Annotated in this window: 19 protein-coding genes; 4 read left to right on the top strand and 15 right to left on the bottom strand. The window is 60.5% G+C overall.

Features of this window, described 5'->3' with window-relative positions; all coding sequences use genetic code 11:
• Positions 1–2 precede the first annotated feature (2 nt).
• Entirely contained in the window at positions 3–611 is a 609-nt protein-coding gene (pyrR, locus tag ACKFRY_RS07950; RefSeq protein WP_408922620.1) for a bifunctional pyr operon transcriptional regulator/uracil phosphoribosyltransferase PyrR, read from the bottom strand.
• Positions 612–756: 145 nt separating this feature from the next.
• On the opposite strand from pyrR, the gene ACKFRY_RS07945 reads away from it, so the two are divergent.
• From ACKFRY_RS07945 to ACKFRY_RS07935, 3 genes are all read left to right on the top strand, one after another.
• Positions 757–2109, top strand: coding sequence for a TIGR01777 family oxidoreductase (locus ACKFRY_RS07945; RefSeq protein ID WP_408922619.1), 1353 nt, complete (start codon positions 757–759; stop codon positions 2107–2109).
• 74 nt (positions 2110–2183) lie between these two features.
• On the top strand, positions 2184–2675 hold the full coding sequence (locus ACKFRY_RS07940) for a YbjN domain-containing protein (RefSeq protein WP_086587601.1): 492 nt from the start codon (positions 2184–2186) through the stop codon (positions 2673–2675).
• Positions 2668–3177 carry a YbjN domain-containing protein gene (locus ACKFRY_RS07935; RefSeq protein WP_408922618.1) on the top strand — a complete coding sequence of 170 codons (510 nt, stop codon included), beginning with the start codon at positions 2668–2670 and terminating at the stop codon, positions 3175–3177. The genes ACKFRY_RS07940 and ACKFRY_RS07935 overlap by 8 nt, the downstream gene beginning before the upstream one ends.
• A 218-nt stretch (positions 3178–3395) precedes the next feature.
• Here ACKFRY_RS07935 and nusB read toward each other — a convergent pair whose 3' ends face one another.
• On the bottom strand, positions 3396–4034 hold the full coding sequence (gene nusB, locus ACKFRY_RS07930) for a transcription antitermination factor NusB (protein ID WP_408923420.1): 639 nt from the start codon (positions 4032–4034) through the stop codon (positions 3396–3398).
• Positions 4035–4072: 38 nt separating this feature from the next.
• Positions 4073–4636 (bottom strand): elongation factor P, encoded by a 564-nt coding sequence (efp, locus tag ACKFRY_RS07925; protein ID WP_005324919.1) that lies wholly within the window; start codon positions 4634–4636, stop codon positions 4073–4075.
• A gap of 253 nt (positions 4637–4889) precedes the next feature.
• Here efp and ACKFRY_RS07920 point away from each other — a divergent pair, with 253 nt between their 5' ends.
• Entirely contained in the window at positions 4890–5786 is an 897-nt protein-coding gene (locus tag ACKFRY_RS07920) for a GDSL-type esterase/lipase family protein (RefSeq protein ID WP_408922617.1), read from the top strand.
• On the opposite strand, the gene ACKFRY_RS07915 is transcribed toward ACKFRY_RS07920, so the two are convergent.
• From ACKFRY_RS07915 to ACKFRY_RS07860, 12 genes are all read right to left on the bottom strand, one after another.
• On the bottom strand, positions 5783–6889 hold the full coding sequence (locus ACKFRY_RS07915; RefSeq protein ID WP_408922616.1) for an aminopeptidase P family protein: 1107 nt from the start codon (positions 6887–6889) through the stop codon (positions 5783–5785). The genes ACKFRY_RS07920 and ACKFRY_RS07915 overlap by 4 nt on opposite strands.
• A gap of 121 nt (positions 6890–7010) precedes the next feature.
• On the bottom strand, positions 7011–7439 hold the full coding sequence (gene aroQ / locus ACKFRY_RS07910; protein ID WP_408922615.1) for a type II 3-dehydroquinate dehydratase: 429 nt from the start codon (positions 7437–7439) through the stop codon (positions 7011–7013).
• A gap of 2 nt (positions 7440–7441) precedes the next feature.
• Positions 7442–8512, bottom strand: a complete 1071-nt coding sequence (aroB, locus tag ACKFRY_RS07905; RefSeq protein WP_408922614.1) for a 3-dehydroquinate synthase — start codon at positions 8510–8512, stop codon at positions 7442–7444.
• A gap of 65 nt (positions 8513–8577) precedes the next feature.
• Complete coding sequence (locus ACKFRY_RS07900) at positions 8578–9114, bottom strand: shikimate kinase (protein ID WP_005328489.1); 537 nt, start codon at positions 9112–9114, stop codon at positions 8578–8580.
• Positions 9115–9117: 3 nt separating this feature from the next.
• Positions 9118–10329 (bottom strand): chorismate synthase, encoded by a 1212-nt coding sequence (gene aroC / locus ACKFRY_RS07895; RefSeq protein ID WP_408922613.1) that lies wholly within the window; start codon positions 10327–10329, stop codon positions 9118–9120.
• A 68-nt stretch (positions 10330–10397) separates the two neighbouring features.
• Positions 10398–10790 (bottom strand): prepilin peptidase, encoded by a 393-nt coding sequence (locus ACKFRY_RS07890; RefSeq protein ID WP_250410601.1) that lies wholly within the window; start codon positions 10788–10790, stop codon positions 10398–10400.
• A gap of 112 nt (positions 10791–10902) precedes the next feature.
• Positions 10903–11730: a shikimate dehydrogenase gene (locus ACKFRY_RS07885; protein WP_408922612.1), complete on the bottom strand. Its 828-nt coding sequence runs from the start codon at positions 11728–11730 to the stop codon at positions 10903–10905.
• A gap of 31 nt (positions 11731–11761) precedes the next feature.
• Positions 11762–12955, bottom strand: a complete 1194-nt coding sequence (mltG, locus tag ACKFRY_RS07880) for an endolytic transglycosylase MltG (RefSeq protein ID WP_034668418.1) — start codon at positions 12953–12955, stop codon at positions 11762–11764.
• Positions 12956–12993: 38 nt separating this feature from the next.
• Positions 12994–13545, bottom strand: coding sequence for a Holliday junction resolvase RuvX (gene ruvX / locus ACKFRY_RS07875; protein WP_408922611.1), 552 nt, complete (start codon positions 13543–13545; stop codon positions 12994–12996).
• Between the two features lie 10 nt (positions 13546–13555).
• The gene (gene alaS / locus ACKFRY_RS07870; protein WP_005328492.1) at positions 13556–16240 is read right to left on the bottom strand and encodes an alanine--tRNA ligase; all 2685 of its coding nucleotides are present in this window, start codon (positions 16238–16240) and stop codon (positions 13556–13558) included.
• 101 nt (positions 16241–16341) lie between these two features.
• Positions 16342–17733, bottom strand: a complete 1392-nt coding sequence (locus ACKFRY_RS07865; RefSeq protein ID WP_005324949.1) for a replication-associated recombination protein A — start codon at positions 17731–17733, stop codon at positions 16342–16344.
• A 43-nt stretch (positions 17734–17776) separates the two neighbouring features.
• Positions 17777–18991 (bottom strand): phosphotransferase, encoded by a 1215-nt coding sequence (locus ACKFRY_RS07860; protein WP_005328494.1) that lies wholly within the window; start codon positions 18989–18991, stop codon positions 17777–17779.
• Positions 18992–19017: the final 26 nt, after the last annotated feature.

Below are 19017 nucleotides of genomic sequence, written 5' to 3'. Positions count from 1 at the left end.
GGTTATGCCTCCCCCGTTTCAGAGCCAGCTCCACTAGTAGTAGCGGCGGCTCGGGTCAATACGACCGCATCCCGGCCGTCAATCTCGCTGTTGTATACGGTGACGTCTTCTTCTCGCGCGGTGGGCAGATTCTTGCCCACATAGTCGGCGCGGATAGGAACCTCGCGGTGGCCGCGATCTACGAGGACGGCCAGCTGAATAATGTCCGGACGGCCCACGTCACTCAACGCGTCCAAGGCGGCGCGGATAGTGCGGCCGGAATACAGCACATCGTCGACCAAAATAACGGTGGCGTTATCGATGCCACCGGTGGGGATGGTCGTGGGTTGTAGCGCGCGATGCGGCTTACCAAGCAGGTCATCGCGATAGAGGGTGATATCGAGGGAGCCCCACGGGACTGCGACCCCGGAAAATTCTTCAATCTTGTGCGCTAGGCGCTGTGCAAGTGGCACGCCACCAGAGGGAATGCCAAGCAGAATGACCCGCGGTGCGTCCGCGGAATCGAGCGCCGTTTTTTCAATGATCTGGTGCGCGATGCGTGCAACGGTACGCGAAACATCATCGGAGCTTAAAAGCTCTAGCTTGTTCGCGGTAGCGTCAGTTCCACTCATCGTGACCTCCTTCCCCGCCTCACGGTGCGGTCTTTAAAGGATGCCGGTTGATGGTCTCAAAAATGTCTATGCTCTTAGACACAAAATACTCTAGCACCTTCCCCACCATTTGGGTGAGGGCGAAAAGAAGGAGGCACTTCACACAGTGAGTTTTTCCGCCGAACACATAGTCCCCGCCCCTCGCGAGCAGGTCTGGCAATGGCATACCCGCCAAGGCGCTTTAACCCGCCTGAACGCGCCCTTTGCCTTCATGAAGCCCATCCAGCAGGCAGAGAGCCTGGGCGATGGCACCTCCATCCTGGGCCTTCCGGGCGGCCTGCGCTGGACCGCGCAGCATAAGCTTTCCCAGTACCGCGAGGGCTATGAGTTCACCGATGTGTGCGTAAACTCCCCCATTCGCAAATTCGCCGCATGGCAACACCATCACACCTTTGCGGATCACCCGGACGGCACGCTCGTTCGCGATGAAGTCACCACCCGCATCCCTTCGGCGGCGCTGGAATCGGTCTTTGCTTATCGGCAGCACCAGCTCATTGAGGATTTTTCCTTTCTCCAGCAGCTTGCCGACGCCTCCTTGAACACCCAACCACTAACCATCGCCATGACCGGCTCCCGCGGCAGCGTGGGTACAGCGCTTACCGCCCAACTGCGCACCGCCGGGCACACGGTGATCCAGCTCGTGCGCGGCACGGCTTCCAAGGGCCAGCGCACCTGGCGACCAGAACACCCCGATCCCGACCTCCTGCGCGGCGTCGACGTCCTCGTCCACCTGGCAGGCGAGCCCATCTTCGGCCGCTTCAATGACGAGCACAAGGCCGCCATCCGCGATTCCCGCGTTGGCCCCACCGAGCGCCTAGCCCGTCTAGCGGGCACCACGGATTCCGTCCGCACCATGGTCTGCGCCTCTGCCGTGGGCTACTACGGATCCGACCGCGGCGATGAGGTCCTCACCGAAGACTCCGCACCTGGCGAGGGCTTCCTGGCAGACGTGGTAGTCGACTGGGAACGCGCCTGCGAGCCCGCCCGCGCCGCGGGCACCCGCGTGGTCAATATTCGTACCGGCATCGCCATGTCGGGCGGTTCCGGCCTCCTGCCGCTGCTGCGCGCCCTCTTCTCTACCGGCCTGGGCGGCCCCTTCGGCGACGGTGAGTTCTGGTTCAGCTGGGTCGCCCTCGATGACCTGACAGATGCCTACTTCCGCGCCATCGTGGACGATTCGCTAGAAGGCCCGGTCAATGCGGCCTCGCCTAACCCGGTGCTCAACAAGGACTTTGTCAAAGCCCTCGGCGCAGAGCTACACCGCCCAGCCCTGCTCCCCGTTCCACCCTTCGGTCCCGCAATCTTGCTGGGCAAGGAGGGCGCCCAAGAGTTGGCTTTGGCACAACAACGCGTAAGCCCCACGGTTCTACACAACATCGGGCATACTTTCCGCTACCCCACGATCGATACTGCTCTCGCGCACGAACTTGGCGGCGAGCGTCTATGGCAGTCCCACTAACTGGATGGGAACTTAGGTAAACTGGTAAAGGTTGACCTTTATCCCCGATTAGTACATGGATTGAGACTACTTAAGTGTCTGAAGAACCAACCCTGTATCCCGATACGCCGGTAGAGCCCGTAACTCTCGAGCGCATCGGCGAGATCTTTGCATCTGAGAACCTGGAATACCGCCTCGAAGAGCAGCCAGTGAGCGAGGAAGAAACCGTGCAGATCCTGCGCACGGGTTTCTCCAACGTCGCCATCGCCATGCAGGTGCGCGATGATGTGCTCGTGGCGGATTCCGTGTGGCGCGGCAATGTTCCTTCTTCTGAGGGCCCAAGCCTGTTGATGGTGCTCAACCAGTGGAACCAGCAGCACTTCGCGCCGACTCTGCGCTTCTTTGAGTCTGCCGAGAATAACCTCGCCGTCTCTGGCGTGCGCGAGATCAACATTGCCCACGGTTTGTCCCGCAACCAGATCGGCGCCTTCGTGATGTCCACGCTGGATTCTATGCTGCAGTCCTTCGCCTTCGTGGAAGAACACTACCCACAGCTCGTGACTTGGGAGGAGCACAACCATGACTAATGCCTCTACCGATAACAATCTACCGGAGATCACCCTTGACCGCGTTGTCGCGGCCATGCGCACCTTCGACATCGAATTGACCAAGATGGACAGCGATATTGAGGCAGCTACCGCCAACCTCAACGGCCTGCCCACCATGTTCGCGGTTCTCGATTCCGTGGTTATTGTCCGCTGCGATGTGCCTACCGACGCCGCCTACTCCAAGGCCGATGCCGGCCTCTTCCTCGCGGCTAACCAGATCAACTCCGTAGCCTTCGGCGCCCGCGCAGTTATCTCGGAGCACGATGACATGCTCGTGGTGCGCACCGAGCGCGATATCCCTGCCGCCGCCGGCATGACCGATGAGCAGCTGCAGGCTGCCCTGAAGTCCGCCGTGGATGGCGTCATCCGCGGCCAGGACGCCATGGTTTCTGCCGCCGAAGAGATGGCCAAGCTTGGCTCCGAGACCGCAGCCAACGCCGGATCTGGCGACGCTGCCGCAAGCGACGCCCCGCAGAGCTAAGCCGCCCTAGAATTCACTGCTCTCCCCTCTCCTTCTGCCTTAACAATGACGCAAGGGTGACGGGGAGAGTTCTTTTTGCTCTTGGCCATACTGGGCACACGGAGACGCGAGGATGAGCGTCGATTGGCACGGTCTTGGGCATGAAAATACCGCCCGCCACAGCTCTTCACCATCGAGCTGGGCGGGCGGTTTAAGTATGCGGGCCAGTCTAAACCTGACTATTCCGCAGTGGGGTCCTGCTGCGCAGAACGGTCTGCTACAGCCGAGTCATCGGCCGCGGCAGCGAAGTCCGAAGCGGTGGATGCGGAAGTATCCTCGGCCGCATCATCCGCGTTCTCGGAGTCTAGCGGCTCCGCGTCAGTCGAATCTTCGCCGTCCGCGTCTGCATCGCTGCCCTGGTGTTCAGCGGACATCGGGTTTTCCGCAGAACGGGATTGTGCAACGTCATCCAACACAGCGTGGATGTATGGCGCCGCTTGATCGTTGGAATATTGGGAGGCAATCTCCACGCCTTCCACAACCGCAGTAGCGGTGGGAACATCCGGGTTGAACAGCAGCTCCCATACCGATAGGCGCAGGATCGCACGGTCAACGGCCGGGATGCGGTGCAGTTCCCAGTCCTCGGCAAGGAAGCGAGAGATGGTGTCATCGATGGCATCCAGCTCTTCGGCTACGCCCTTAACAATCACCTGCGTGTATTCGGCGACAGGTGCTACCGCATTGCGATCCTCACGTGCCAAGGCGATGCGATCCTCCACGATGGCAACGGGGTCAACGTCCCTGTTTTCTGCTTCGTAGAGAATATCGGCGGCACGACGACGTGCGCGGTACCGCGCGGTGTGCCGCTTGTAATTGATATCGCGCTTAGGGGTGTTATCAGACACAGTCAGATGCCCTAGTTGTTAACGCGGGAGAGGTACTCGCCGGTACGGGTATCGATCTTGAGAACGTTGCCGATCTCGATGAACAGCGGAACCTGGATCTCAGCACCGGTTTCCAGGGTGGCAGGCTTGGTGCCGCCGGAAGAACGGTCGCCCTGCAGGCCAGGCTCGGTGTGCTCGACCTTAAGGTCTACGGAAATAGGCAGTTCTGCAAAGAGTGCCTCATCCTCGTAGAAGGAAACCTGAACGCGCATGTTCTCCAGCAGGAAGCGAGCGGCATCGCCGAACTTCTCCGGCGGGAGCTCGTACTGCTCGAAGGTCTTTTCATCCATAACAACGTAGCTGGTGCCATCGTTGTACAGGTAGGTCATATCGCGGCGGTCCACGGTAGCGGTCTCTACCTTAACGCCAGCATTCCAAGTCTTGTCCACGGTTTTACCGGAGACAACATCCTTGAGCTTGGTACGCACGAAGGCTGGGCCCTTGCCCGGCTTCACGTGCTGGAACTCAACGATCTGCATCAGTTTGTTGTCGATCTTCAGAACGAGGCCGTTCTTGAAATCAGTAGTATCAGCCATTGCGGTTAAACTCCCGAAAATTGTGGACTAAAGGTTGAAAACAATGTTTAAGCCTACCGGACAACTGCCCCTTGGGGTATTACCGGTCCCCCATTTCTTCCCCACAGTTGATAGCGGAGTGACTTTTGGGGCCCGTCGCCTGCCCTAAACCATCAGACACGCGAGCAATCAAAGGTTTTTATCCAGCAATAACTCGCTGTACCATAAGGCTTTGCTTTATTGATTTTTCACATGTCTACCAAGGATTTTTGCGATGCCTCTCAAAAAGCTTTACGCCGCGGCTACCGCTACTGGCGCAGCCGTAGCAGCACTCTCCGCCCCGCAGGCCCTGGCGGCAGACGCCCAGACCGTGATGTTCGGCGATTCTGTCTTTGCCAACCCAACCTATGGCCAAGTTGGCACGACCTCGAGCCTGTCCCCTTCGGCAGGCACTACGCTCTCTTCTGCCACCCACGGCATCGAAGACGCTCCCGGCGCACCATCCCCGCAGGGCTGCCCGCAGGGTCAGAGTAATGTTGGCCGCGAATTGGGGCGCGTTTCTGGCCAGCACGTAGCCAACTACGCATGCTCTGCGGCAAAGGCCGCCGGCCACTCGCACCGCAAGGACTTCAATGAGCAGATCAACGGAGCCATTGCCAATAATGATCTCAATGGCGAAACGAAGAACGTTTTGATTCAGTTTGGCGCCAATGATCTCCAGGAAATCCTGCGCCCATCGCTTTCTTCTTCTAACCCCTACTACGACGGCATGAAACATTCGATCCAGCGGATTCGCCACGCCGCCCCGAATGCCCGCATCACCGTTGTAGGCTATCCCGCTATCTCCGCCCGCAATGGCGCGGTATGCCCGCTGCGCACCTCCGCACCGGGTTCCTCTGAAGCCGGGTTCAACATGGACTACGCGGGCCTGGTTCGCACCGGTGAGGACCAGGTCAATAGCGCCATGTACAAGGCAGCACGCGCAAACGGCGTGCAGTACTACGACCTACGTGCCGACTCCATTGATCACGGCATGTGCGCGCCGGACAGCTCCCGCTGGATTTCCGGCAAGTGGGAGTACTCCGTACCGCACAACCTCTTTAATCACCTCACGCACCTAGGCAACCGTAACGTCGCCCAGCTGCTTAACTCCAAGGTGTTGGCCCACTAAGCGGGCAGTTCGGTAAATTCCTTCGTCGCGGCGGTAATGATCTTCGGTGCGCCATCGGTAATGATGAGCGTATCTTCGATGCGCACGCCGCCCTTGCCGGGCACATAGATGCCCGGCTCGATGGTCAGGGTCATGCCGGCGGCGAGTTCGCCCTTACCCGTCTGTGCCGCGAACGGGGCTTCGTGGACGTCTAGGCCCACGCCGTGGCCCGTCGAATGCACAAAGTAGTCGCCATAGCCGGCGGCGGAGATGACATCGCGGCAGGCGGCGTCGACGTCGGCAAGCTTAGCGCCCGGCACCGACGCTGCCACGCCTGCCTTTTGGGCGCGGAGCACCACATCATAGATTTCCTTGGCAAAGTCATTCGCCGTGCCCACGACGTAGGTTCGGGTGCAATCGGAGTTGAATCCACGCAGGTGAGCACCAAAATCGATGGTCACTAGGTCACCGTCCTCGATGACCCGGTCATCAGCGCCATGGTGCGGCATCGCCGAGTTCGGACCAGAAGCCACGATGGTATCGAAGCTCACTCGCTCCGAGCCGAGCATGCGCATCCGATATTCCAAATCGGCAGCCACCTGGCGCTCGGTGCGTCCGGCGCGCAACTCACCAGCAGCGAGCAGATCCTCCAGCGCCTGATTAGCCAGCGCGGCAATCTCTTCCAGCTTTTCTAGCTCGAGCGAGTCCTTGACGAGGCGAATTTTTTCAATGACCCCAGCGATAGGGACCAAGGTAACCGACTCCGGGGCGGAGTCTTCCAGTTCCTTCAGTTCAGAGACCGAGAGGTAGTCGGCTTCAAAACCGACTCGGACCGGCCCCTCGACATCGGCAAATTGCTGCAGGAGCACCTTTCCTACCGCGCGGCCTTGGATAGCCTCCAGATCGGGGACCTCGCGGGCGATCTGCGTGGTGTACCGGCCGTCGGTAGCAACCTGCGCGGTAAGGTCTTTGCGCAAAAGTAGCCCGCCATTCGAGCCGGAGAATCCCGAAAGGTAGCGCACGTGCGTGAGGTGGGTGACCAGAACGGCATCGATGCGCTGGCCGGCTAGTTCCGCGGCAAGCTTGCGGCGCCGGTCACTAAAACGGGTATCTGCCAAAGCCATGATTTCATCCTTTTAGGGTCGACTGCGGTGTAGAAAGTATCCACCCAGTATATCGGCCCCGCCACCGCAGTTGGGCGGATTTCTTTCTAGCCGGCTGCCGCCCAGCCCGTTCGTGGGGTGCCTATTGGCAAAGGTAATCCACTGCCGCCACGTAGCCAAAGATACCCAACCCGGCGATAACGCCGCGGGCGATAGGGCTGAGATAGGAGTGATGTCGGAAGGGCTCGCGCGCATGCACATTAGAGATATGCACCTCTACGAATCCGGCGCCATCGGCTACCTCTGCCAGGGCATCCCGCAGGGCCACTGAGGTATGGGTAAATCCGCCGGGGTTGATGATTACTGGGTGGCCCGCATCCGCGGCGGCATGTACTTTCTCAATCAGCTCGCCCTCATGGTTGGACTGGAAGCACTCTACTTCTGCACCGTGCGCGGCGGCGCGCGAGGAGATCATCTCTTCTACATCTGCCAAGGTGGTGGAACCGTAGACATTCGGTTGCCGCTTTCCCAAGCGGTTCAAGTTCGGGCCGTTGAGGACAATAATCTTCATTTCTACTCCGATATCGCGGCGTAGGCCGCCTCTAGCTCTTCCGCACTGGGGCCTTCGAGACGGGTGCTCTCACCTACCCCGGTCAAGGCTACAAACCGGATCTGTCCGTCGCGGTTCTTCTTATCGTGGGTCATTGCCTCATACAGGTCCGCGAACTGCCCTGGCCTATACGTAGTCGGCAGCCCAATGCTGTGCAGGATACGGCGGTGCTTTTCCACGAGTTCAGCGTCAATGAGGCCGCGCGCATGCGCCAGGTGGGCGATAAACATCATGCCCACCGCCACCGCATTACCATGGCGCCACCGATACTGTTCATGGCGCTCCACCGCATGGCCAAAGGTATGGCCGTAATTGAGCGTTTCGCGCAGGCCCGATTCTTTAAGGTCCTCGCCCACCACCGCGGCCTTTACCGCGATGGAGCGCTCAATCAATTCTGGAAGATAGCCCTGCGGGTCCACGCATGCGGCGGGGTCACTGTCATAGCGTTCAAGGATTACCGGGTCATGAATGAATCCGGTTTTGATGATTTCTGCCGAGCCAGCAATGATCTCCGCCGCGGGCAGGGTATCGAAGTGCTCGAGGTCCACAAACACAGAATCTGGCTCGTGGAAGGCGCCAACGAGGTTCTTGCCGGCTGCGGTATTGATACCGGTTTTGCCGCCGACGGCCGCATCAACCATGGCCAATAGCGTGGTAGGCGCCTGAATGACCTTGATGCCGCGCATCCACCCAGCCGCAGCGAACCCAGCCAAATCGGTGGTGGCGCCGCCGCCGAGGCCGATAATGACGTCACGGCGGTTAAAGCCCTTTTCCCCCAGCTGATCCCATACGCCACCGATGACGCTGAGTTGCTTGGCGGCCTCGGCATCGGGGACGTCGATAAGCGTAGGCTCCACCCCCTCAGCGGCAACGAGTTCCGCTAAGCGCTCGGCCGCGGAACGCAGCGGCGGCTGGCAGATAATGCCCGCCTGGCCTGCACCAATCTGCGCACAGCGCTGCGCGATGTCCCGGTTGAGATCGGCACCAATGCGAACTTCATAGGGCTGTGGTCCATTAACGGCAATGCTGGGCATGATGGTCCTTTCCGTTCGCCGCCAAGCCAATGGGGCGAGCAACTAGTGTTAGCGCGGCGGGGAATCTACAGGGTATCGAGGAAGCCGAGGATATCGCCCACTACCTGCTGTGGGGTCCGGGCATCGGTGCGTACCCGGTAATCGGCCACCTCTTGGTAATAGGGGCGGCGCGCCTCCACGAGGTTGCGGTAGTGCTCAAGGGGATCTGCGGCTGCGAGAACCGGCCGATTGCTATCCCCGGACGTCCGCCGTGCGCCTTCTTCGGGCGAGATATCCAAAAAGATGACGGTATGGCGCTCCAACAGCTCACGGGTGGCGTCCGTCAGCACTGCCCCGCCGCCGAGGCTGACTACTCCACCGGTGCGCAGTGCCGCAGCAACGTGCTCGGCTTCGAGCGCGCGAAAGTCTGGTTCACCAAGCTCGCTAAAGACTTCTCCGCACGGCTTATCCTTAGCCTGTTCGATAAGGTGGTCCGAATCCACCAGTTCGCAGCTCAAGGCGTGGGAAAGGCGGCGGCCGATGGTGGATTTACCCGCACCTGGCGGGCCAACCAAAACAACGCGTGGACGGGGCAGGCCCGTAACGGCGGTTGGGGTGGTCATAACTTACTCCTGGTCAAAAGCAAGGCGGTCCGAAACGTATTTATCATACGCGGCGATGGCCGCAGAGGTTTCTTCGAGGCTATCGCCACCGAATTTTTCTAGCACGGCGCGCGCAAGGACGAGGGCAACCATTGCTTCTGCTACCACGCCCGCCGCCGGAACCGCGCACACATCGGAGCGCTGGTGGATGGCAGTAGCTGCAGCGCCGGATTCCATATCAATGGTGCGCAAGGCACGCGGAACGGTAGAAATCGGCTTCATTGCCGCCCGCACGCGCAGCTGCTGCCCATTGGTCATGCCGCCTTCGAGACCGCCAGCACGGTTGCTAAGGCGGGATACGCCGTCTTCGGTTCGCACCATCTCATCGTGGGCAGCGGAACCGCGACGACGGGCCTCGGCAAAGCCATCGCCAATTTCCACGCCCTTGATAGCCTGAATGCCCATCAATGCGCTGGCCAATTGGGCGTCCAAGCGGTCATCGCCGGAAGCATGCGAGCCCAGGCCGATAGGCAGGCCATCGACCACAACTTCAACGATGCCGCCCAAGGTATCACCCTGCTTCTTTGCGGCCTCAATTTCCGCAATCATGGAGGCTTCAGCCGCCTTATCGCAGGCGCGGACCGGCGAGGCATCGATAGCCTCGATGTCCGCGAACGCTGGCGCAGGCCCCTCATAAGGCTCGGAAGCGCCAATGGAAATCACGTGGGAGAGAACCTCGACGCCGAGGGTCTCGCGCAGGAAATTGCGCGCAACGGTAGCTGCGGCCACTCGCGCCGCCGTCTCACGCGCAGAGGATCGCTCGAGGATGGGGCGTGCTTCCCTGTGGCGGTACTTCACCATTCCGGCAAAGTCCGCGTGCCCTGGGCGCGGCCTCGTCAAGGCGGCACCGCGGCCGGAGTTCATCGCTTTAATAGTGTCTTCATCGTCCATATCCAGCGGATCGGCCGACATGATGGTGGTCCATTTCGGCCACTCCGTATTGCCAATCATGATGGCGATGGGACTACCCAAGGTCCGCCCGTGGCGGACTCCGCCCAGCACGGTCACCTCATCAGCCTCAAACTTCATACGGGCACCGCGGCCATAACCGAGGCGGCGCCGGGAAAGCTGATGGGAAATATCGGCGCGGGTAATAGGAACCCCAGCGGGCATGTGCTCCAGCATCGAAATAAGAGCTTGGCCGTGGGATTCACCTGCAGTAGTCCAACGAAGCATGCGGGTATTATCGCACGGCCTGGCCAATCCAGTACCAACTTGGCCCCGCAATATATTCTTCCACCCCCTCAAAGAGGGTGCGCACATGCGATAACGACCGCTGCCGCTAGCAACATTGCAGGACCATGCGGGCTCTCCTTCTGCCCACTGCACACCGACCACATAAGAGTCAGGAGGGACGCGCTGCCGCTTGCCGCTACCACGCCCATAAACCCGGCCACATGCCCCACCAGCATTCCCAGGGGCCAGGCGAGTTTTATGTCGCCTCCGCCCACGCCTGCACGGGCCAGCCCCAGCACGAGGTACATCCCTGGCCACCACAGCCCACTCCAATTGGCAAGGGCAAGCGAGAGCACCGCAGCTGGAAGCGTCAGCCAGTCTGGCAATCGGCGCTGCCGAATATCCCACCAAGACAAGGCTGCTGCCCACAAACCATAAATAATTCCCCCGACTATTAACACGGGGATCACCCTAAGGCACGCTGTGAAGAAGCGCTGGGCGCCAATGTCTACATGGCGAAATCTGCAGCTTTTACGGCACGGGGGTTGCAGGCCGCGCTTGCCGACGCCCCTCCTACTTAGTCGTCTGCGACCGCTTCTGCAGCTCCTGGTTCAATGCCTTCAGCATGTCTTCCCGCGGGGCGGCCACCCCGGTAAATTGCTCGAACTGGCTAAATGCTTGGTGCGCGAGCATGACATGCCCGCCCACGGTCTTGTAGCCATTGGCCGCCGCGCACGAGGTCAGCGGTGTGGGCCAGGGATCATAGATGACGTCCAGCACCGGTGCGTGGGCGAGGTCAAAGACATAGTCTTCCACCGCCGCGGCTGGAACGGTGGACACAATGACATCGACGCTGCGAGCCAGCGCGGATAAGTCCCCGTCGAAGCTAACAAAGGAAAGTTCCAGCCCTAGGTTCTGCGCGAGCGGCAAAAGTTCGGTGCTGCGGTCGGAACGGTTGAGGACCGTAACCTTTTTCACCCCGCGCTCGGAAAGCGCCCACAACGCGGGACGAGCGGTGCCCCCAGCACCAATGAGCAGCGCATGAGCTGCTGGATCATCCCCCAGAAGTTCGGCGAGCGCACCGCGTACGCCCTCGGTATCGGTATTGTCCGCATACCAACCATCAGCCCTGCGCACCAAGGTATTTGCTGAGCCAATCAGTTGGGCCCGGTCACTTACGGTGTCCGCAAAGCGGAGGGCGGCAAACTTGCCGGGCATGGTCACGGAGAAACCAACAAACTCTGAGTCGCTTGCCGCCACCAATTCCGGCAAGCCTTCCGCCGATGTTTCAAAGCGGGTGTAGTCCCAACCGGCCAGCCCGGCGGCCTCGTAGCCAGCATTGTGGAGCACCGGAGACAAGGAGTGCTTGATGGGGCTACCAAGGACCGCCGCACGTGGCATGGTGTTCTACCTCTTTGTGGTTGTCGCGACTCTACTGGGCGGGCTGCTCGGCAGCGGCGTCGCCGTTGCCGGAACCAGCGCCCTCACCTTCGCGCTTGGAGTCAAGCACGCCGGAGCGGATGGCGTCATCGACGCGGCCCAAGTGCTCATCGTAGGAATCGGAGAAGACGGTGGTGCCCTCCTTGTCCACGGTGACGAAGAACTTCCAGTTGCCTTCAGCCGGCTCTTCCATGGCCTTGATTGCATCGTCCGAAGGAGAAGCAATCGGGGTATCCGGTAGGCCTTCCTTCGCGTAGGTATTCCACGGGGTCTTCTCCCCACGGGCCTCATCGGTGGTGGCCAGCTCAACGTCTTCCAAGCCGTAGTTCACGGTGGAGTCAAACTCCAGGCGCATTGGCTCGTCCAAGCGGTTGAGGATAACGCGGGCAACCTTATCGAACTCGCCCGCCGGAGCCTCGCGCTCCACCAAGGAAGCGGAGGTGAGCAGTTCATAAGGGCTCAAGCCGATAGCCTGGGCGCGTTCCTCGATATTGGTCTCGTTGTAGCGCTTGGTGGAGCGGGTGATGAGGTCCTTGAGGATATCCTTGGCCTCCATGTTGGGGTCGAGGACATACTGGCCTGGGGCAATAAGGCCCTCAATGCGCTTGGGATCATTGCCGCGCTTATTGATGGCGTCCAAGGCCCACTCCGGTGCGCCCAGCTCGGCAGGGTCGGTTTCCGCCGCAACCTTTTCCAAGTCCTCCTTCTTCAGGCAGTTGCCATCGTTGCAGCTGACCTCAGAAATCAGGGAGTAAATGCCGTAGCGGACGTCTCCGCCCACAACCTTGACGTCCTCCAAGGTGGCGCCACCTTGGACCTCGAGCATGTCCACGCGGTTATTCTCATCCAGCAGTGCCTCGACTGCCGCGTCCGCGCTCATTTCTTCCTGCAGACGATAGAAGCCCGGCTGGATTTGGCTCGCGCCGTGGTTCATCGACGCAGCAGAATCGAAAGCGTCCTGCGTCTTCACCACATTCTTTTCTACCAATGCAGGTCCGAGCTCGGACATGGACGAGCCTTCCGGCACCTCCACCAGCTGGGTGGTACCGTTGCCGGTTCCTTCATAATCGGCGGAGGTATTGCCGAGTCGGAATCCGATGTAGATAAGGGCGCCAAGGATGACGATGATCGACGCAATAACAACGGCAATGCCGCGCTGGCGGCGCTTGACGTATTTCGGCTCCATCGATCGGCCGAGGCGTTCTTGATTACGGCTCACGTGTTTTAGTCTCCTGAGTCTGAAGGCTGGTCTATTGCATCATGGGATCGTAGCGCGCTCGCGCGCCCATCCAACCAAGTCTGCAATATCTCCACCGCTGCTGCTTGGTCGATGACTTTACGGCCCTTCTTCTCGGACACGCCGGACGCGCGCAGCGCGGTGGTCGCTGCCACGGTAGTCAGACGCTCATCAGCCAAACGTACTGGTGGTGGAACTTTATCTATATTTGCATCTCGATTCAACCGACGGCGGATCCGAAACGCAATTTCTTTAGCGTGTTTTACGCTTTTGGAGCCATTTCCCTGCAAGTCCCGTGGCAGGCCAACGACAACTTCAACTGCATCATAGGAATCAATGAGCTCCAGGATGCGGTCAATATCGCCCTTATCGCGGTCTTTGAACCCGGTTTCTCGGCGCACGGTCTCCACTGGAGTGGCAAGCGTTGCTTCCCTATTGGACACTGCCACACCAATGCGCACCGTACCGACATCGAGCGCGAGCCGGCGGCCCTGCCCCAGGTCATCAACTCCGGGGCTATCTGGTTCCACTTTTGCCACGGTCGAACTCCTACAGGGACTCGAGCATGTCCTTGACAGCTTCAAAGCCGCGCTCAGCGCCGGCCGCAGTAGAGCCAGAGCCCTGGGCCATATCCGGCTTTCCGCCACCGCGGCCGTCGACGTACTGTCCAAACTCCTTGACGATGTCGCCGGACTTTACGCCGCGGCCAACAGCCTTGTCCGTGGCTGCCGCGATGAATGGGAACTTGCCCTTGTCTTCGGCGCCCAGGACGATGACGGCTTCTTCTTCGCGCAGGCGGTTGCGCAGGTCCGTTGCAACGGTGCGCAGGTCGCCACCGGTGGTGCCTTCTGGCAAGGTCAGCGCAATGACCTTGAAACCATTGACGTCCTTAGCTGCGCTGACGAACTCGGAAGCACGCGCAGCCAGCTGCTGCTTGCGCAGGGTTTCAATTTCCTTCTCCGCTGCCTTGAGTTTTTCAGACAGCTGCGCGATGCGCTCTGGCAGATCCTCGGTCTGCACCTTCAGCTCGCGGGAAACGCCCTCTACCAAGGCGGTTTCCTTGGAGTAATAACGGAAGGCATCCAAACCGGAGTAGGCCTCGATACGGCGAGCACCAGAGCCAACGGAGGACTCACCCAGCACGGACACCGGTCCGATTTCAGCGGAGGAACCAACGTGGGTACCACCGCACAGCTCGATGGAGAACGGTCCGCCGATTTCTACTACGCGGACCTCCTTGCCGTAGTTCTCACCGAATAGTGCCATAGCGCCCATGGCCTTGGCCTCCTCCAGGGAGGTCTCAATGGTGTTCACGGCAAAGTTGGAGTCGATTGCCTGGTTGGTAATCAAAGCAATCTCTTCCAACTGTGCCTGGCTGAGCTGCTCGGTGTAGTTGAAGTCAAAGCGCAGGTAGCCCGGACGGTTCATGGAGCCGGCCTGGACGGCGGTGGGGCCAAGCACCTGGCGCAGTGCGGCGTGAATGAGGTGCGTAGCAGAGTGTGCCTGGGTAGCACCGTGGCGCCACTGCTCGTCGACGGCCGCCTCAACGGACATGCCCAAGTCAAGGCCGCCGGCAGTAACCGTCGCCTTGTGTACCCACAGCTTCTTACCGATCTTTTGAACGTCGTTGACCTCAAGGAGGGATTCGCCGGCCATGATGCGGCCGCGGTCTGCCATCTGGCCGCCAGCTTCGGCGTATAGCGGGGTGTGGTCCAAGATGACCTCAACCTGCTCGCCCTCGCGTACCTGGTCGACCTTCTCGCCGCCGCGGACGAGGCCGATCACGCGGGCGTCGGAAGTAAGCTCCTCAAAGCCAGTGAAGACGGTGGGGTTATTGTCCACCCAGTCGCGGTAGAGGGAAAGGTCAGTGTGGCCGTGCTTCTTGGCCTGATTATCGGCCTTGGCGCGGCGGCGCTGCTCGCCCATGGCGTCGTTAAAGCCATCCATGTCGACCTCAAGACCAGCCTCCTGGGCCATCTCCAAGGTCAAGTCGATAGGGAAACCGTAGGTATCGTGCAGCTCAAAGGCCTTCTCGCCTGGCAGGACCTTTGCGGTCTTCGCGCGGGAGGTGGACTTGAGCTCCTGGACGGCATCATCGAAGAGGCGGGTGCCGGACTCGAGGGTCTTCAGGAAGGCCTTTTCCTCATTCACGGCAACGCGCAGGATGCGCTCACGGTTGTCTGCAATCTCCGGGTAGGACGGGGTCATGGTGTCCATGACCGTATTCATGAAGCGCTCCATAGTCGCGCCCTTAGCGCCCAGCAGCTTGGCGGAACGGATAATGCGACGCAGCAGACGGCGCAGGATGTACCCGCGGCCCTCGTTGCCCGGGGTCACGCCATCCAGGATGAGCATCATGCCGGTACGGGAGTGGTCAGCTACCACGCGGAAGCGGATATTGTCCTCGTGGGAGGCCTTGTCACCATAGGTGGCGCCGGTAAGCTCCTCGGCTACGTCAATGACTGGGCGCAGCAGGTCCGTTTCATAGACGTTGTCTACGTCCTGCAAAATGCAGGCCACGCGCTCGATGCCCAGGCCGGTATCGATGTTCTTCTTGGGCAGCTCGCCGACGATCTCAAAGTTGCCCTTGCCAATGCCCTCGCCGCGCTCATTTTGCATGAAGACCAGGTTCCAGATCTCCATGTAGCGGTTGTCATCGGCAATCGGGCCGCCGTCCTTGCCGTACTCGGGACCGCGGTCATAATAAATCTCAGAGCACGGGCCACAGGGTCCAGGGATACCCATGGACCAGTAGTTGTCCTCCATGCCGAGGCGCTGAATGCGCTCTTCTGGAACTCCGATCTTGTCGCGCCAAATTTCGGCGGCCTCATCATCATCCAGGTAAACGGTGACCCACAAGCGATCTGGGTCTAGGCCAAAGCCGCCCTCATCGACGGAGCCGGTAAGCAAGGTCCACGCATTGGTGATGGCGCCTTCCTTGAAGTACTGGCCGAAGGAGAAGTTGCCGGCCATCTGGAAGAAGGTGTTGTGGCGGGTGGTAATGCCCACCTCATCAATGTCCAAGGTGCGCACGCACTTTTGGATGGAAGTAGCAAGGCCCTTGGCAAAGGGCGGGTTCTGCTGGCCTAGGAAGTAGGGCTTAAACGGAACCATGCCGGCATTAACGAAAAGCAGGTTAGGGTCATCCAGGATCAGCGAGGCGCTTGGTACTGCCTCGTGACCAGAATTGACGAAGTGCTGGGTAAACCGTTCCCGGATCTCATGAGTCTTCACGAGCAACAATCCTAACTGTCTGAGCTTTCATCTTCTATCAAGAAGTTTCTAACCCGCCCAACTCTACCCTTCGCTGCACAGCGATTTCCCATCGGTGGGGATCAGCGCGGCCGGCGAGCGTTTTTGCCTGGACCACGCTTGCCGCGAATAATGCTGCGCAAGCGGCCTATATAGTCATAAACACGCTTCTCAGCCCCGTGATCGGTGGGTTCATAGTAAACCGAACCCTCCAGCTCATCGGGCAGGTACTGCTGCTCTACAACGCCGCGGGGATCATCGTGGGGGTAGACATAGCCCACGGCATTTCCCATCCGCTTGGCACCCTCGTAGTGCCCATCGCGCAGGTGCGGTGGCACGTGGCCCACCTTGCCGGCGGCTACATCGGCTTGGGCCTGCGTGATGGCAGAGATGACCGAGGGCGATTTTGGCGCGGTGGCCAGGTGAATGGTGGCCTGCGCCAGCGGAATTCGGGCTTCTGGCATGCCAATGAGCTGAGCGGCCTCGGCCGCCGCCACGGCCACCTGGAGCGCGGTGGGATCGGCCATGCCGATGTCCTCGGAGGCGTGCACGATGAGCCGCCGGGCGATAAAGCGCGGGTCCTCCCCGGCTTCTACCATGCGGGCGAGATAATGCAGCGCAGCGTCGACATCGGAGCCGCGAATGGACTTAATGAACGCGGAAACCACGTCGTAGTGTTGGTCGCCGTCGCGGTCGTAGCGCACCACCGCCTTATTGACGTTGTCCGTGACCGTTTGTGGGGTAATCTCCCCGCCATCGTCAACCGCCTCTGCCGCGGCCTCGAGATAGGTCAGCGTGCGCCGCGCATCGCCGCCGGCGAGGAGTACCAACTGGTCCAAGGCTTCATCGGTAATCCGAATCTTGCGCTCGCCTAGGCCACGGTCGCTTTCTAGCGCGCGCTTGGCGACGCCCCTCAAGTCATCGTCGCTGAGCGAATGCAGCTGCAACAGCAGCGAACGAGACAAAAGCGGCGCGACGACGGAGAAGGAAGGGTTTTCCGTCGTTGCCGCGACGAGCAGTACCGTGCGGTTTTCCACGGCTGCGAGGAGTGCGTCCTGCTGGGTTTTGGAAAATCGGTGTACCTCATCAATGAACAGCACCGTGCGCCGGCCATGAATGAGCTCTTGCCGGGCGTGGGTGATGACCTCGCGGACCTGCTTGACGCCCGAATCAAGCGCGGAAAGGCCCACGAAGTTCTGCCCCATTTGGCTGGCGATGAGCGAGGCAATGGTGGTCTTGCCGGTGCCCGGCGGCCCGTACAAGATGACGGAGGCCTCTCCTGATCCTTCCACGAGGCGGCGCAATGGCTTGCCGGGCGCCAGCAGATGGTCTTGTCCGACCACTTCATCGAGGTTTTGGGGACGCATGCGCGCCGCCAGTGGGGACCCAGCGTGGGTGGCAAAAAGGTTCTTCCCCGGCAGCGGCGACGCGCTGCGGTCCGGAGTGGGCCCGCCAAATAATGAGTCTTGAGACACTGGAAAGCTACCTCCTAAAAGCGTGCGGGCACATCGTGATTGTCTATTCGTCATCCAAGCGGCGCGCAATGGCGCTGCCAAATTCCGCGATGGGCGCGCAGGCGGGGCCATCGCAGCGCGCGGCATACCGGGATAGCGCCTCAAAGGTTTCATAGAGGTCGCGGCGCACGAGCAATTCATCTTCCGTGAACGGACCATGGTCAGCAGGGCGCAAGATGGAGCGCTGCGGATCGTGGACCACTTCGGCTTCACCCCTGGCTAGGGCAACCAGCCCTTCGATGCCGCCGGCGTGCATCGTGGTCACGCTCGATAGCGCCCAGCCGATGAGCGAGGCCACAATGAGACCATGGGTTTCTTCCGCATTGGAAAATAGCGGCCACACCTCAGATACGGCACGGGACCAAGCAGAGATGAAGATATCTGCCTCTTCGTCCGTAATCGGCTTGGAGAAGAGGAACTGTGGGAATCCGGCGATAACGCAGGCTACGTCGAAGCCAACATTGCGGAATCCTGCCCATTCATAGTCCAAGAAGTGCAGGCGCTGGGACACAATGATGTTATCCGGTGAAAGGTCGAAGGGAGTAAAGGCCCGGTCCTTGCCGGATGCCAGGGAGCGTGCGGCTTGACCCGCAAGATCCCGGAAGCTGGCCGGTGCCTCGAGCCCGGCTTTATCCAGCAAGTCGAGGCCGATGCCAATGGAGCGCTCCAGCGCCTCATCGCGCACGGACTGGTGCGGGGCCAAGTCCGGATTCTTGCGCAGCATCCTATTGAGCAGGGTTTCATAATCTTGCTCGTGGCCCGCGGTTCCAGCGTGCATGTGCCCCAACGCACTGCCCAGCGAGCGCAGCACCCGCACGCGGTCATCATCGGTGGACTGTACAAGGACGTCGGCAAGCGTTTCGCCCTCACCCAAGTCCGTCAACACGATAATGCGCTGCTCCAGATCGTGGGCCAGAAGTACGGGTCCCGGGCGCACGTCCTCAGATAACGCAGTGGTGAATTGATAAGCCACCACCTCGCGCAGCATCGCGGCATCGTCGACGCCATAGCCGGTGACCGGGTTGTACTTAATGACTACCGAGCGGTGCGGCAGGAAGGCTCCGGGGGCAATCCTGGCGCGCAGGACCATTGCATTGCCGGAACCGTCCAAGCGCTCCACACCCGACATCTCCGGGGTACCACCAAAACGGCGCGACAACATCTCCGAGGCGGCCTTGATGACATCCTCGGGTGATAGCACAGCTTCGTTATCAACCATAGTTCTATCCAGTATGCCCCCTCACA

Origin of the sequence: Corynebacterium tuberculostearicum (genome assembly GCF_046097255.1) — a bacterium.
Taxonomy (GTDB): domain Bacteria; phylum Actinomycetota; class Actinomycetes; order Mycobacteriales; family Mycobacteriaceae; genus Corynebacterium; species Corynebacterium tuberculostearicum_J.
Note: the sequence above shows the minus strand (reverse complement) of the source record. Positions and strands in the feature narration are given on the sequence as shown.

Coding starts and splice junctions, on each gene's coding strand:
- pyrR (WP_408922620.1), bottom strand. CDS start 611: ATGAGTGGAACTGACGCTACCGCGAACAAGCTAGAGCTTTTAAGCTCC.
- ACKFRY_RS07935 (WP_408922618.1), top strand. CDS start 2,668: ATGACTAATGCCTCTACCGATAACAATCTACCGGAGATCACCCTTGAC.
- efp (WP_005324919.1), bottom strand. CDS start 4,636: ATGGCTGATACTACTGATTTCAAGAACGGCCTCGTTCTGAAGATCGAC.
- ACKFRY_RS07920 (WP_408922617.1), top strand. CDS start 4,890: ATGCCTCTCAAAAAGCTTTACGCCGCGGCTACCGCTACTGGCGCAGCC.
- ACKFRY_RS07915 (WP_408922616.1), bottom strand. CDS start 6,889: ATGGCTTTGGCAGATACCCGTTTTAGTGACCGGCGCCGCAAGCTTGCC.
- aroQ (WP_408922615.1), bottom strand. CDS start 7,439: ATGAAGATTATTGTCCTCAACGGCCCGAACTTGAACCGCTTGGGAAAG.
- aroB (WP_408922614.1), bottom strand. CDS start 8,512: ATGCCCAGCATTGCCGTTAATGGACCACAGCCCTATGAAGTTCGCATT.
- ACKFRY_RS07900 (WP_005328489.1), bottom strand. CDS start 9,114: ATGACCACCCCAACCGCCGTTACGGGCCTGCCCCGTCCACGCGTTGTT.
- aroC (WP_408922613.1), bottom strand. CDS start 10,329: ATGCTTCGTTGGACTACTGCAGGTGAATCCCACGGCCAAGCTCTTATT.
- ACKFRY_RS07885 (WP_408922612.1), bottom strand. CDS start 11,730: ATGCCACGTGCGGCGGTCCTTGGTAGCCCCATCAAGCACTCCTTGTCT.
- mltG (WP_034668418.1), bottom strand. CDS start 12,955: ATGGAGCCGAAATACGTCAAGCGCCGCCAGCGCGGCATTGCCGTTGTT.
- ACKFRY_RS07860 (WP_005328494.1), bottom strand. CDS start 18,991: ATGGTTGATAACGAAGCTGTGCTATCACCCGAGGATGTCATCAAGGCC.